Source organism: Ensifer sp. ZNC0028, from assembly GCF_000799055.1.
GTDB lineage: Bacteria > Pseudomonadota > Alphaproteobacteria > Rhizobiales > Rhizobiaceae > Ensifer.
In genome coordinates this window covers 11,484-24,569 of the sequence record NZ_JTLA01000003.1, presented here as the reverse complement: position 1 = coordinate 24,569, position 13,086 = coordinate 11,484, and the positions used below count along the sequence as shown (strand labels likewise).

Annotated in this window: 9 protein-coding genes; 7 read left to right on the top strand and 2 right to left on the bottom strand. The window is 62.2% G+C overall.

Annotated features, from left to right (window positions below; genetic code table 11):
- Positions 1 to 19 precede the first annotated feature (19 nt).
- Entirely contained in the window at positions 20 to 1,105 is a 1,086-nt protein-coding gene (locus L981_RS00700; protein ID WP_043610801.1) for a glycosyltransferase, read from the bottom strand.
- A 428-nt stretch (positions 1,106 to 1,533) separates the two neighbouring features.
- On the opposite strand from L981_RS00700, the gene L981_RS00695 reads away from it, so the two are divergent.
- The 3 genes from L981_RS00695 to L981_RS00685 all read left to right on the top strand — a co-directional run bounded on the left by L981_RS00695 (position 1,534) and on the right by L981_RS00685 (position 4,201).
- Positions 1,534 to 2,439 (top strand): methionyl-tRNA formyltransferase, encoded by a 906-nt coding sequence (locus L981_RS00695; protein WP_043610800.1) that lies wholly within the window; start codon positions 1,534 to 1,536, stop codon positions 2,437 to 2,439.
- 87 nt (positions 2,440 to 2,526) lie between these two features.
- Positions 2,527 to 3,498 carry an ATP-grasp domain-containing protein gene (locus L981_RS00690; RefSeq protein ID WP_043610799.1) on the top strand — a complete coding sequence of 324 codons (972 nt, stop codon included), beginning with the start codon at positions 2,527 to 2,529 and terminating at the stop codon, positions 3,496 to 3,498.
- Between the two features lie 4 nt (positions 3,499 to 3,502).
- Complete coding sequence (locus tag L981_RS00685; RefSeq protein ID WP_052201501.1) at positions 3,503 to 4,201, top strand: HAD family hydrolase; 699 nt, start codon at positions 3,503 to 3,505, stop codon at positions 4,199 to 4,201.
- Positions 4,202 to 4,291: 90 nt separating this feature from the next.
- Here L981_RS00685 and L981_RS00680 read toward each other — a convergent pair whose 3' ends face one another.
- Positions 4,292 to 5,482, bottom strand: coding sequence for a calcium-binding protein (locus L981_RS00680; RefSeq protein WP_043610797.1), 1,191 nt, complete (start codon positions 5,480 to 5,482; stop codon positions 4,292 to 4,294).
- Between the two features lie 251 nt (positions 5,483 to 5,733).
- On the opposite strand from L981_RS00680, the gene L981_RS00675 reads away from it, so the two are divergent.
- The 4 genes from L981_RS00675 to L981_RS00660 all read left to right on the top strand — a co-directional run bounded on the left by L981_RS00675 (position 5,734) and on the right by L981_RS00660 (position 13,003).
- Entirely contained in the window at positions 5,734 to 7,515 is a 1,782-nt protein-coding gene (locus tag L981_RS00675; RefSeq protein WP_156133932.1) for a type I secretion system permease/ATPase, read from the top strand.
- A 38-nt stretch (positions 7,516 to 7,553) separates the two neighbouring features.
- Positions 7,554 to 8,834 carry an HlyD family type I secretion periplasmic adaptor subunit gene (locus L981_RS00670; protein ID WP_245281548.1) on the top strand — a complete coding sequence of 427 codons (1,281 nt, stop codon included), beginning with the start codon at positions 7,554 to 7,556 and terminating at the stop codon, positions 8,832 to 8,834.
- Between the two features lie 751 nt (positions 8,835 to 9,585).
- Positions 9,586 to 11,739, top strand: a complete 2,154-nt coding sequence (locus L981_RS00665) for a nucleoside-diphosphate sugar epimerase/dehydratase (RefSeq protein ID WP_082005841.1) — start codon at positions 9,586 to 9,588, stop codon at positions 11,737 to 11,739.
- Between the two features lie 40 nt (positions 11,740 to 11,779).
- Positions 11,780 to 13,003, top strand: coding sequence for a glycosyltransferase family 4 protein (locus L981_RS00660; protein WP_043610852.1), 1,224 nt, complete (start codon positions 11,780 to 11,782; stop codon positions 13,001 to 13,003).
- Positions 13,004 to 13,086 lie beyond the last annotated feature (83 nt).

Here is a 13,086-nt window from a genome sequence, read left to right as displayed (position 1 = left end):
TGAGCCGTGCGGTGGCTTGCTAGAAGTTCCTCAGGAAATTGGAGTAACGCCGTTCGATGTTGTGCAGCGTGTATTCGCTTTCGATGCGATCGCGGGCGAGATGCGCGTAGCGGGCATATTCCTCCGGCGAAAGGTCGAGCACCTTGCGCATGGCGTCGGCAAAGGCCTCGGGATTGCGCGCAGGCACGACGATCCCGGCATTGCCGGCAACCTCTGCCGCGTCTCCGACGTCCGTTGCCACCACCATTTTCGCGTAGCTCATCGCCTCGGCAACAACATTCGGGAAGCCCTCGGTTCTGGAGGACAAAGCGAGAATGTCGATGCTGCGGTAGAAATCCTCCATGTCCGCGACCTCGCCTCTGAGGTCGATGGCCTCGCTTGGCAATCCGGCATCGGCAATCAGCCGCACGACTTCGGGATTGTCCCAGGCAAGCCCACGGCCGGCGGCGAGAAAGCGCGTGTCGGGATGGGTGCGCAACACCGAAGCGGCGGCGCGAAAGAAGGTGGCGTGGTCCTTCTGCGGGTGGAAGCGTGCGACGATGCCGATCCGCCGGGGCGGCGCCTCATGGCCGGCCGCCACCGCCGGGATTTCGAAGCCGTTCGGGATGACGACCGAATTCAGGTTACGGTAGCCGTAGGCACGGTGCATTTCGCGGGCGCGCGACGAATTGTAGATGATGCCGGAGGCCGAACCGGAGAGCACCCGGGCAGCGGCGATCGCCACGTGCGAGCTTCGCGACAGCGAGGCCACATCATCCAGCGACTGGCGAACATTCCAGATGACCGGCGTGGCGCGGCGCGCAAGTTTGGCAGCGACCGTGCCGACCACCATGGCGTGGTACATCCAGCAGAGCATGACGCTCGGCTTTTCCTGGCGGATGATGTTGGCAAGCCGCATCGTGCCCTGCAGAATGGCTGGGAGCGAGTGCGCGCCAAGCGCCACGTACTCGACGCGCGGATTGTCCGCGAGGTCACGGTTTCGCGCCGAGACATCGAGTAGCGACACGACCATGACGCGTTCGTCAGATGACGCCTTGAGCAGGCGCGCGAGCATCGTCTCAGCTCCGGCGCTTGCGCTGAAATTGGTGATCAAATGCAAAATCATACCGTGGATCCGAAGTTGCGCCGCCGTTAGGGCATTCCTCCGCATTCCCTGAGCCTGACGACGGGGCACACTGGCGTGTATCCCGGCGCTGGTCACAAGCATTAAATTCCTGGGCGCGCCATGCACGCCAGGACATCAACTTCCTATTGCCTCGAATTTGGAGGGCACATCGGATGCGATCATTTCTGAAATAGGTTCGTACTCTAAATTGGCCTTCCAGAGCGCACCCTAGAAAAGCAGTGGATTCAAGATACAACGGCAGACACTGTCATGCAATTATTCTCTTGCAGTATAGCCCGGCTCTGAAATAGCATCCCGTCATATCATACTTGAAATACATTTATATCGCCCGGATGGGTTATTTCTTCCCTTGGTTGTGATCCGAGTTGTATATTGCGCTCTGACACACTGTGCATTTGAGAACCAAAATGCGTTTTGCTCTGGTTGGTGCCGTCGAAGGATCCCGGATCGCGCTCGATGCCCTGTTGGCGAAGGGAATGCTGCCCTCCCTGGTGGTTACACTGCCGCCGGAGGCTGCGGACCGCCATTCCGATTTCGCGGACTTGACGACGCCGGCGCGCGCGGCGGGCAGCGCGGTCTGCCATACGACCAATGTGAACGGCGAAGATACGCTTGCAGCCATTCGCGCCAGCGACCCGGACCTCGTCCTGGTCCTCGGCTGGTCGCAGATCTGCCGCCACGCCTTCCGCGCCATCCCGCGGCTCGGCGTGATCGGTTTTCACCCGTCGGCGCTGCCACGCCTGCGGGGCAGGGGCGTTATCCCCTGGACCATCCTGCTTGATGAAAAGACGACGGGCTCGTCGCTGTTCTGGATCGACGAGGGCACGGATTCCGGCCCCATCATCCTGCAGCGTCTGTTTTCCGTCGCGCCGGAGGAGACGGCGCGCAGTCTTTACGGCAAGCATGTACGCAATCTCGCGGAGATGGTGCCGGAGGCTGTTGAATTGGCGGCAGCGGGCAGGGCGCCGCGGGTCGAGCAGGACCACAGCCTGGCGAACTATTGCGCAAAACGTGTCGCCGAGGATGGCCTGATCGACTGGCAGCGGCCGGCGGCTGAGGTGCTGCGCCTGATCAGGGCGGTCGGCGAACCCTATCCTGGCGCCTTTTCGCGTCAGGACGGAAAGGTCGTCCATTTCGACGCGGCGCGGGCCTTCGCGGACTCCTTTCGCTACATCGGCCTTTCCGCGCAAGTTCAGACCCATACGGCGGATGGTTTCACCGTCATGTGCGGAGACCGGCAGTGCATCGAGGTAACCGCGTGGCGCACCGCCGACGGCCGGCGCCCCCCGGTGCACAGCAAGTTGGGAGCGTGATCGCGCGGCCATTGGCATCGGTTTCAGTCAGGCGGGCCGCGGCGATTGCCTTGGCCAATCGTCCTAACAGTCAAGGAGAAGGCGTGTATGGCGTACCGGTCGTTCAAGATCCTTGTCTCTTCCGCGGGAAGGCGTGTTGGCCTGATCGAGTGCTTTCGTCGGGCAGCACGCGCGCTGGACATCGATATCCAGATTCTGGCCTGCGACCTTGATCCCGATCTGAGCGCCGCCTGCGCCGTCGCTGACCGGGCCTTCGCGGTCCCTGCCTATAATCACCCGGAGTTCACCGGCCGCCTGGCGGAGATCGCGCGGGCGCATGACGTGCGCCTGCTCGTGCCTACGATCGATCCCGAACTGGTGCCGCTTGCGGCAGCGGCCGGGGATTTCGCCCGCTTCGATTGCCGCGTGCATGTGAGCACTCCGCCTGTCATCGACGTCGTCCGCGACAAGCTCGAAACCATGCGCGTGCTCGACGCGGCCGGAGTGCCGGTCCCGCGAACCGGTATGCTGGAGGAGGTTCGCGGCGAGCTTTCCCGTTGGAACTGGCCACTGTTCCTCAAGCCCAATGCCGGGAGCGCGAGCCGCTCGATCAGCATGGTGCGCTCAATGGCCGATCTGCCGGAAACGACCGCAGAGCCGATGATCCTGCAGCAATATCTCGACGGCCCGGAGCATACGGTCAATGCGTTCGTCGATGACGGCGGCACCTTGCAGTCGGTCATTTCGCACCGGCGCCTGCGCATAAGGGCAGGCGAAGTCGAAAAGGGCGTCACCGAGCGTCATCTGGTGCATCGGGCGATGGCCGAGGGCATCTTGCGGGCGTTGCCGGACTTGCGCGGCGCGTTCTGTTTTCAGGTCATGGACGATCGGCTCACCGGCCCGCGGGTGATCGAAATCAATGCCCGTTTCGGCGGTGGCTATCCGCTCGTGGACCACGCCGGCGCGACCTTTGCCCAATGGCTGCTGGAGGAGGTGGCGGGCTTGCCGAGAACGGTTCACGACGATTGGCGCGAAGGCGTGCTGATGCTGCGATACGATGCAGCGGTCTTCAGGGGATAGGCAGATGGGCGAGCAGGTGCTTGTCTTCGATCTTGACGATACGCTCTATCTGGAGCGGGATTTCGCCCTAAGCGGCTTCAGGGCGGTCGATGCCTGGCTGGCGCACCATCTGGGCGTAGAAGGCTTCGCCGGGCATTGCGAGGCCGCTGCTGCGCGTGGACACAGCGGGCGCGTTTTCGACACGGCCCTGGCGGCGATGGGCATTACCGCCGACGAGGCGCTGGTAAGCCAGTTGGTTGGCGTCTATCGCGGACACCAGCCCGAAATCACTCTGGCCAACGATGCTCGCCGCTATCTGGAACGTGCGCGCGTCGGCCGAAGGGCGATCATCACCGACGGGCCTGCGGCCACGCAACAGGCCAAGGTCAAGGCGCTGGGGCTCGAAGCCCTGGTCGACCGGGTGATCTTCACTGACCTTTGGGGGAGAGAATTCTGGAAGCCGCACGCACGGGCCTATGAGGCGATTGAGGCCTGGGCCAACGTCAAGCCGGACACTCTCGTCTACATCGCCGACAATCCGATCAAGGATTTCGTCACGCCGCGCCGACGCGGATGGCAAACTGTGATGGTGGCGCGCGAAGCGCGGGTCCACCGCACGGCGGCACCGGACGAGGCGCACCAGGCCGACAGGCGGATCAGCGATCTCGATGAACTGGACGACGCCTTGCGATCACTTGCCGCGGGCGAAGCGGTCTCGCGCTGAGCTTTTCACGAACTGGACTGCCAACACGGGCAGGAACGGGTAGTAATGGCGGCCGCGGAGCGCGTATTCAAACCCGCGGCCGCCGGTATTTTATGCGAAGGTGAAGTCCGCGGCGCTGAAGTTGGCCGCAGACAGAGTACCGTTCGGATCGTCGACAACGATCTGGAAGGCGTGACCAGCCGAATCCTGCGCCTTGAGGATCACGTCGCCGCTCGGGTCGTCATAGGCATAGACCGTGCCGGGGCCACCGGTGTTGGCGTAGCGGGTGATGCCGAGCTTTTCGAGAACGATGCGATCGAGACCATCCTGATAGTCCATGATGGTATCCTGGCCGACGAGCGCGCCGGCGCCCTTGAGCACGAAGCGGTCGGCGTCGGCGCCGCCCCAGAGGAAGTCTGAGCCGCTCTCGCCGATAAGCGTGTCTTTGCCGGCATCGCCACGGATCGTGTCGTTGCCGTTGCCGCCATAGAACAGGTCATCGCCATCGCCGCCGTTCAGCGTGTCGTTGCCGTCTTCGCCGCTGATGCTGTCGTTGCCGCCATCACCATAGACGAGGTCGTCGCCTGCGCCGACGCTGATCCTGTCGACGCCGGCACCGCCATGGGCCTCGTCACGACCGCTCTCGGAATCGAGAATGTCGTTGCCGTCGCCGCCGTCGAGATAGTTGTCGCCGTCGCCGCCGTCGACCCGGTCATCGCCGATGCCGCCATAGACGTGGTCATTGCCGGACTGGCCCTTGAGCGCGTCGTTGCCGCCTTCGCCATAGATGTAGTCGTCGCCGGCGCCGCCGCCGACGGCCTGCGTCGTCAATTTGCCGGTCGCCGGGTTGATGCGGTTGACGAAGCCGTCGTTGCCGTCGCCGGCATAGATGATGTCATTGCCGGCGCCACCATCGATGTATTCTTCGCCGGCGCCGCCGTAGAAGGTATCGTTGCCGGCACCGCCGAGCATGGTGTCGTGGCCATCGCCGCCGTCGAGGATGTCGTCGCCGTCCTCGCCGTCGAAGATGTCGTTGCCCAGGCCACCGACGAAGTGGTCGTTGCCAAGGCCGCCATCGAAGGAGTCGTTGCCGACGCCGCCTTCAGCATAATCGTCGCCTGGACCGGCCTTGAAGAAGTCGTTGCCGTCGCCACCGTACATGCGGTCGTTGCCGTCGCCACCGGCGAGATAGTCGTCTCCGGCATAGCCCCAAAGGCTGTCGTCGCCGCCATATCCATAAATTGTGTCAGCTACGTTCGTGCCATAAAGCGTGTCAGCTACGGGTCTTCCCTTAACGATCATGTTTCCATCCTTTATTAGTGGGGCAGAATACGCGCCGTTGCTTTTACCGACCGCCGCGCAAAGACAGCAAGCGACCGGAGCGTGTGAAAACTGTGATCTGTCGCGTTGAATGGTGGGGGCTTAAAATAGCATCTATAAGCAACCGCTACAACAGATGTATAGTATCTACTCAACCCCCGGCACGTTGACATCGGGGAACACTTCCATCGATACGGCCCCACTCAAATTCCTGGAAACGGTGTCGTTGCAGCATGGTAGACAACAGAATCACAAGCGGCAGTTTACGCTCTGCGTTCCGGCGCAGCGTTATCGATCTCGGCTTGTTCTCGACGATCGTCAACGTGCTGGCGCTGACGTCGCCTCTGTTTCTGATCCAGGTTTATGACCGGGTTTTGCCTTCTTCGAGCATCGAAACGCTCGTCTATCTGACGATAATCGCATTCCTTGCCTTCGCATTCCTCGGCCTGCTCGATGTGATTCGGGCGATCTATGCGGTGCGCATGGCGGCCAAGCTCGACAGCGAGCTCGGGGCGGCAGCCTTTGCGAACGTGGTCGCAGCAACGGGCAGGGAGCCGGGCGACATCCAGCCCTTGCGCGATCTTGCGACCGTCAGAGGCTTCATCGCTTCACGCGGCACGCCGGTCCTCTTCGATTTGCCGTTCTCGCCGGTGTTCGCGGCACTGCTTTATCTCCTGCATCCAATGCTCTTCCTGATGACGACGATCGGCGCGATCGTGATCCTGCTCCTGGTTTTCCTCAATCAGTACATGAACAAGAAGGCGTCGCAGTTCGCGCAGGAGCGGATTACCAGCGCCAATCTGACGGCGCAGATGTTCAGCCGCAGTGCCGAAACGGTGCGCGCGATGGGCATGACGAACAATGTCGGCGAGGTCTGGGGCCGCCAGTTTGCCGCCGCGACTGCGGCCGCCGACGAAAATCTCGTCGTCAATGCCATCTTCGGCGGCATATCGCGATCGATCAGAATGATCCTGCAGATGGCGATCCTCGCCGTCGGCGCGACCCTTGTCCTGAAGGGGCAGATGACCGCCGGCATGATCTTCGCGTCCTCGATCCTGTCGGGCCGCGCGCTGCAGCCGCTCGATCAGCTGGTCGGGATCTGGAAGCAGGCAATGGAAGCGCGTAGCGCCTGGTCGCGGTTCGAAAAGGTGATCGAGGCCGGCAATGCCGATGGACGCAAGCTTCTGCTGCCGAACCCCGCCGGTGATATCGCCGTGCGTGATCTGCTCTATGTTTCGCCGGACGGGGGAGCCGACCCCGAGCCGATCCTCAAACGGCTGAATTTCACGATCGCTGCCGGCGAAAGCGTTGCGGTTGTCGGCCCGAGCCGGGCGGGCAAGTCGACGCTTGCGCGGCTTTTGACCGGCGCCGTTGCCCCGACCGCGGGCTCGATCACCATCGACGGTGCGGACCTGAGAACCTGGGACGCAACGCAGCTTGGCAGCCTCATCGGCTATCTTGCACAGGACGTGCAGCTTCTGCCCGGCACGATCGCTGCCAATATCTCGCGCTTCGAGCCGGACGCAGCCGACGAGGCGGTCGTTGCGGCCGCGCGCGCGGCGCATGCCAATGATCTCATCCTGGCGCAAACGAAGGGCTATCAGACGCCGATCGGGCCCGGCTCCAACAATCTCTCCGGCGGCGAACGGCAGCGCATCGGGCTTGCGCGCGCCTTCTACGGCTCTCCGCGTCTTCTTGTTCTCGACGAGCCGAACGCCAACCTCGACAGTGAAGGGGAAGCGGCACTCGGACGGGCGCTCAGAGACGCGAAGGAGCGCGGCGTCACGGTCGTCATCGTCACGCACCGCATTTCGATCGCAACGACATGTGACCGGATCTTGGTGATGAAAAATGGCAGGATCGATGACTTCGGCCCAACGGACGAGGTGGCGCGGCGCGCGCAGTCCGAGCGGGCGGATCGGGCCGCGAAGGCAGCCGCTGCCAAGCGGCCGTCGAACCTCCCGCCGGCAAACATCTCTGCCTTCCTGCCTGGCAGAACCGGGGACCGGCTATGACGGCGGCGGGCGCTCGGCGCTCCTGGCGGGAGACGATCGTGACCGATACCGGGTTTGTCGCCCGGCTCGGCTATGGGACGCTTGCCCTTATCCTTGTCGGCTTCGGCTATTGGGCGGCAACGGCGCCGCTCTCCGGCGCTGCCGTCGCTTCCGGTACGATCACGGCCACGGGCCGCAATGTTCTCGTGCAGCATCTGGAAGGCGGGATCGTCAGCGAAATCGCGGTACGTGAAGGGGATGCCGTCGCCAGGGGGCAGACGCTCGTGGTCCTCGACGACACCGTGGCCCGTACCCAGCTCAACCGCCTTGCCAAGCAATGGGTGGCACTGAAGGCGCGGGAGGCGCGTCTTGCCGCCGAGCGGGACGGGAAGCGGGATCTGACGATCGCGATCGGCAATGCACCGGCCACGATGTCGGCCGCAAGCCGCGACCTGACGGAAGAGCAGGTCAAGGAGTTTCAGACCCGGCTTGCCCGCTTCACCTCCGAAACCGTCATCCTGCAGCAGCGCGTCGAAAGCCTGAACGATGGGCTTGATGGTTTGGCCGCGCAGAAGGCGGCGGTCGAGAAACAGACGCAGATCGTGCGCAGCGAAGCCGAGCGCAAGTTCAAACTCCTGGAAAAGGGGCTGACGAACCGCACGGAGTACACGCAGCTTCTCCGCGTCGAAGCGGACCTGCTCGGCCAGGTCGGCATGCTGCAGGCGGAAGCCTCGTCGAGCCGCACCCAGGTGGCGGAAGCGCGTGAGCAGATCGAACGGCTGAAGACCCAGCGCGTCGAGCAGGCGGTGACCGCGATGAACGAGGTGAAGACCGGGCTCGCCGACGTCGAAGAACAGGTCGAGGCCGCACGCCGGGTGCTCGAGCGCACCGTCGTCAAGGCGCCGGTGGATGGCGTTGTCGTCGCCTCGGTCTACAATGCCGTCGGCAGTGTCGTCGGTCCCGGCGAAAAGATCATGGAGATCCTGCCGACAGGGGACCTGGTCGTCGATGCGCGTATTCATCCGCAGGACATCGACGTCGTCCATGTCGGTCAGCCGGCGAGGGTCCGCCTCTCGGCGCTCAACACCAGCCTGACGCCGGAGGTTTCAGCAACGGTTGCCCATGTCTCGGCCGACCGCCTGACCGATCCGGCGACGCGCGAGCCCTATTACCGGGCCGTGCTGCGCCTGGATACGCCGCTGCCGGCCGGCGTTCGCATGGAGCAACTGCATCCAGGGATGCCGATCGACGCCTTCATCGAACTCGGCGACCGCACCTTCCTTGAGTATTTGATCCGGCCGATCTCCGACTCCTATCGCCGTGCCTTTGCCGGGGAATGAGCCCACAAGGTCTTTCCCGCGCAAGATTGTGCTGAACCGGCGTGTCTGCTGATACGCAGGGCGCCACCTTGGCATGGGCCGCCTCCGGTTGTCTGGGGGCTGTCGGCGTCGCTCGCCCGTCACCCGAGAGCGGTTCCGGGGTGCGTGCTGGGGAGTGTGAAAGCGCCTTCTCCAATCGTGCTAAGATTTGTCAATTGTATATCTTTGGATGTACTGCAAGATTTTCTTTATCTAATTTTGGAAATGAAAATCATATCTCTTTTTATACGTAAGAAGTGGTGAGTTTGTTTTCGGAATTTGGATTTTATTTCTATATTTCGAGCGGTACGTTCTGTTCCCGGAGGAGCGGAATGGTCGCTAGTTAATCCTAAAGGGCTATGGATTAATTTGAAGTAATACTATTGAGTTCTAAGATAATTAGGTAAATTGCTTCTGATAAAACGAAAAGATAATTTACACGCAGTTTTTGGCGTGCGAGAGTTTGGGCGAAGTTGACGTATTGTATTGCAAAGACCAAAGCTTGTATCCGTGCATAGATAAAATAGATTTCAGGTAACTTTGTATGATCTGATCGGTATCAGAAGTTTATTCCAAACAAATTCAACGAGACATGACGTCTCAAGGCGCATCATTCGTCCGTCCGTTCTCGGCGCGGCGGTTGAATGGCGTTTTATGGATCGAAGGGTGTCGCATGCATCGCAACGAGGCCGCTGCCCAGCCCACGCAAGCCGTCGCCCCGTCTCCGCCGCCCATGGCGAGATACTGGGCAAGGTTCCTCACCATATTCACCTGGTTTGCCGCTGTCGGACGCGCACTTTTGCGCCTGGCGGCAAGAACGGCCGTATCCTCGGTCAAGCAGGTTCGTCGATCGCGTGTGCTCTATGCGATGGACATAGCGTCTGCAGCTTTGGCGCTCGTGGCCGCCTTTTTCCTGCGCTACGGTTTCGACGCGATGTCGACCCGTCCGGAGTTGATCTGGGCGCTGGTATCGACCGGGCCGCTATATCTTCTGGCCTGTGCGCTCGCCTTTCCGGTCGCCGGATTGTACGCCCGCGATTGGCGCTACTGCTCCGTTTCGGATCTGCGCTCGATCCTACAGGCCGTCTTGATCAGTTCGGCGGCGCTGGTTTTGATGTCGTTCTTTGCGAACCGCCTCCAGGATATGCCGCGAAGCGTCGTGCCGCTCGAGGCGCTGCTTTTGACGGCATTCCTTTCGGCTTCGCGGCTGAGCTTCCGGCTTGACGAACTGGCGTTGCGCCCGAGCCGGCGCCAGCCGGTCGCCGAGGACAATGCCGAGCAGATCCCGACCTTGCTCGTCGGCAGCGGCCATGCGGCAGACCTCTATCTGAGAGCGCTCCGCCGCGATCCGCATTGCAGCCATAAGCCGGTCGGCTGCCTGGAAGTGACGCCGGAGCATACGGATATGACCTTGCGCGGCATTCCAATCCTCGGCGCGCTCAGCGATTTCGATAGTGTGGTCTGTGCGCTCGCAGAGAGTGGGCAGCTGCCGCGCCATGTCGTCTTTACCGAAGCGCTTTCGGCGTTTGGCGATGGTGCGGAGGATGTGATGCGGCGCGCCGAAGCGCGTGGCATGACCGTATCGCGCCTGACGCAGATCACGGAACTCAAGAGCGCCAAGCAGGAAAGCCGTTTCGAACTGCGCTCGATCGAGCTGACGGATCTTCTGGAGCGCCCGCAGGCAGCCCTCGACAACGAGGCAATTCTGCGCCTCATCCGCGGCCGTCGCGTTCTGATCACCGGCGCCGGTGGTTCGATCGGCAGTGAGCTTACCTTGCAGGTGGCAGCGCGCGAACCGGCCGAGCTCATTCTGGTCGAGAACTGCGAGTACAATCTCTATGCGATCGATATGGAGCTCGGAGAGCGCTATCCGGCCGTCAAGCGGACCGCAAACCTTTGCAACGTCCGCCGGGCCAATCGCGTCAACGACGTCTTTGCCAAGTATCGGCCGGAACTCGTCTTCCATGCTGCCGCACTCAAGCATGTGCCGATGGTGGAGCTTAACCCTTGCGAGGGCGTGCTGACCAATGTGATCGGCACGATGAACGTGGCGAATGCCGCCCGCCGCTTCAAGGTGCAGGCGATGGTGCAGGTGTCGACCGATAAGGTCGTCAACCCGACCAGCGTGATGGGCGGGACCAAGCGGCTGGCTGAACTCTATTGCCAGGCGCTCGACCTTCATTGCCTGAAGAAGGGCTCCGGCCCGCGCTTCATGACCGTTCGCTTCGGCAACGTGCTGGGTTCGAGCGGCTCGCTGATCCCGTTGTTCAAGCGGCAGATCGCCAAGGGTGGCCCGCTGACGGTGACGGATCCGCGCATGACACGCTTCTTCATGACCATTCGCGAAGCCGTCGAACTGACGCTGCAGGCTTCCGCCTACGGTCTCGAAGGCGAAATCGGCAAGGGCGAGATTTTCGTTCTCGATATGAATGAGCCGATCAAGATCATCGACATCGCCAAGCGGATGATCCGGCTTGCCGGTCTCACGCCGGGCAAGGACATCGACATCGAGATCATCGGCCTGAGGCCCGGCGAAAAGCTCTATGAGGAGCTGTTCGATAGCGGCGAGCAACGCATCAGCTCTCCCATTCCGGGCGTGCTCGGCGCGATCCCGAATGCCGTGCCCTTGACGACACTCAAGGAGATGTTCGCGCGCCTGAAGCTTTTTGCCGAACTCGGCGACCAGACGATGGTTTTTGCGATCATGAACAGCCTCATTCCGGGCTTCGACAAGCATCCGGCCGAAGGTACGGCCGGGGCGCTCTCGTCGGATGACGGGGAGGAAGGGGCCGCCGACGCCGATGTCACGCATCTGACTGACGATGTCCTGCAAGCAGCGCTGTCGAGCCTTAGGCGGGGGCCGCCGTCGACGCCGATGCCGATGTGATCTGTGCGATCTTTCGAACGCTTGTATGGAGCGCGGCCTGATGTTGATTGACGCGAGCGACTATTCTCCGGTCAGGCAGCCGCCACAGCGGGTGGCCGTTGCCGCGGGATCGGCGGTTGCCGGCGTGGTGCTGAAACAGCGGATCGCGGTGCTTTCGAGCTACAGCCGTTCGCTCACCAATTTTCGGCTGGAGCTGCTGCGGCGCCTGGTCGAGGCCGGCCATTCGGTTCTGGCCGTCGGGCCGGAAGAAGACGAGGACGTCGTCCGTCAGCTTGCCGCGATCGGTGTGGAGTTCGTCCGCTCGCCGATGGCACGCACGGGGCTCAATCCCCTGACGGATCTGACGACGCTCTGGTCCTACTGGCGGCTCTTTCGTTCACGGCAGATCGATGTCGTGATCCCCTATACGATGAAGCCGATCGTTTACGGCGGCATTGCCGCCCGGCTGGCCGGCGTCAAGCGACGGTATTTTCTCGTGACCGGCCTTGGCCATGTCTACTCGGATGCCGCAAGCAAGCGGTGGGTCGGGCGCCGCATCAAGCAGCTGAGCGTGCTGCTCTACCGGCTGGCGCTCAAGGGGGCTGGCGGGGTCTTTGCCTATAACCGTGCGGATTCCGCCGACATCGAGAGCTGCAGGCTGATCTCCGATCAGCGCGAACTGACGCTGGTCCCGGGCTCTGGGGTCGATCTCGACCACTATGCTTTTTCGAGCCCGCCCAGCGGGCGCCCGGTCTTTCTGCTTGTCGCCCGCCTGCTGAAGGACAAGGGGATCAGCGAATATGTCGAGGCCGCGCGCATCGTCCGCCAACAATTTCCGGAGGCCGAATTTCGCCTTCTGGGGCAGTTCGATCCCAGTCCGGCGGCGATCTCGGCTGAGACCATCGACGGATGGGTCAAGGACGGCAGCCTGAACTATCTCGGCGAAACCACGGATGTGCGTCCGCATCTCACCAATTGCAGCGTTTTCGTCCTACCGTCCTATTATCGCGAGGGCATACCGCGCAGCATTCTCGAGGCGATGTCGACGGGGCGCGCGGTGGTCACCACCGATCTGCCGGGCTGCGACGAGACGGTGGTCGACGGGCTCAATGGTTACCTGGTGGAGCCGCGCAACGCCAAGCAACTGGCCGAAGCCATGTGCCGCTTCCTGAGAGCGCCTTCGCTGATTGCGGACATGGGGCTCAGGTCACGCGAACTCGCCCAATCAAAGTTCGACGTGCATGCCGTGAACAAGCTGCTTCTTGAGCGCATGGCATTGATCTGACGGGCACATTTCACCTTTTTCAGAATAGTCGCGAGTGTTCTCCAAGAAAAGAACAACCGCGACGATGCTTTTCTAGAACCTTT